Genomic DNA, 1,042 nt, shown 5'->3' on the forward strand with positions numbered 1-1,042 from the left:
ATGCAAGCCCTGGGAGCTTCTCCCACTCCCCTTTCCTATGGGGAATTGTACACAGCATTGCAGAGCGGGGTTGTGGACGGGGCCGAAAATAATCCCCCCAGTTTTCACACCGCACGCCATTACGAAGTTTGTAATTACTACTCCCTTGATCAACACACGGCAGTTCCAGATTTCTTAGTCATAAGTACTAATGTTTGGAACGACTTGACAGACCAGGAAGAAAAATGGCTCATGCAGGCCGTTGATGAGTCTTCCGCCAAACAGGAGGTCTTGTGGGATGAGGCTGTGGAAGAAGCCATGAATATTGTAAAGGACGCGGGAGTAGAAATCATTCGACCCGACAAAGCTCCTTTCCAAAAAGCAGTACAACCTGTTTACAGCAGATTCAAAGAGAATAATCCGGATCTGTACGAATGGATCGATAAAATCAGAAACGTGCAATCAAATAATCAGGATATCCAGTGAGAGATACCGTAGACACCATCACAAGATATACGCTCGTATTTTTAATGGGACTGCTGGTCGTAGATGTCGTCTGGCAGGTCTTTACCCGCTATATACTTGCATCTCCGAGTACGTTCACCGATGAACTGGCTCGTTTTTTACTTATATGGGTTAGCCTGCTGGGAGGCGCCTACGCCTCCGGCAAGCATATGCATCTCTCCATTGATCTTTTTTCACATCGGCTGAGCCCAAGGGGACAGCAAAAACTAGCCATTATTATATACCTGATTATCATTGCTTTTGTAACGACCGTACTGATTATCGGGGGCAGTATGCTGGTTTACTATGTCTATATTTACGGTCAACGAACCTCTGCCCTTCAAATACCGATGGCCTATATCTACCTGATCGGACCGATCAGTGGCCTGCTGATACTTTATTACAAAGTATCCGACATCAAACGACTCATGAATCAGACACCCGCCGAAATTAAAGAAAACCAATAGGGACACATGGAACTTTACGAAATTCTGGTACTTGTTTTAAGCTTCGTCATATTGCTGGGCATCGGGGTGCCCGTGGCATGGACACTGGGGGT

At 46.2% G+C, this 1,042-nt stretch carries 2 protein-coding genes; both read left to right on the forward strand.

The genetic code is table 11. The annotated features are described in order from the left end of the window. On the forward strand, positions 1 to 465 hold a 465-nt coding region (gene dctP, locus NC796_RS26580), incomplete at its 5' end, for a TRAP transporter substrate-binding protein DctP (RefSeq protein ID WP_310688919.1). Next, complete coding sequence (locus NC796_RS26585) at positions 462 to 950, forward strand: TRAP transporter small permease (RefSeq protein ID WP_310688920.1); 489 nt, start codon at positions 462 to 464, stop codon at positions 948 to 950. The genes dctP and NC796_RS26585, both read left to right, overlap by 4 nt. Positions 951 to 1,042 lie beyond the last annotated feature (92 nt).

Source organism: Aliifodinibius sp. S!AR15-10 (genome assembly GCF_031569985.1).
GTDB lineage: Bacteria > Bacteroidota > Rhodothermia > Balneolales > Balneolaceae > JAMQKA01.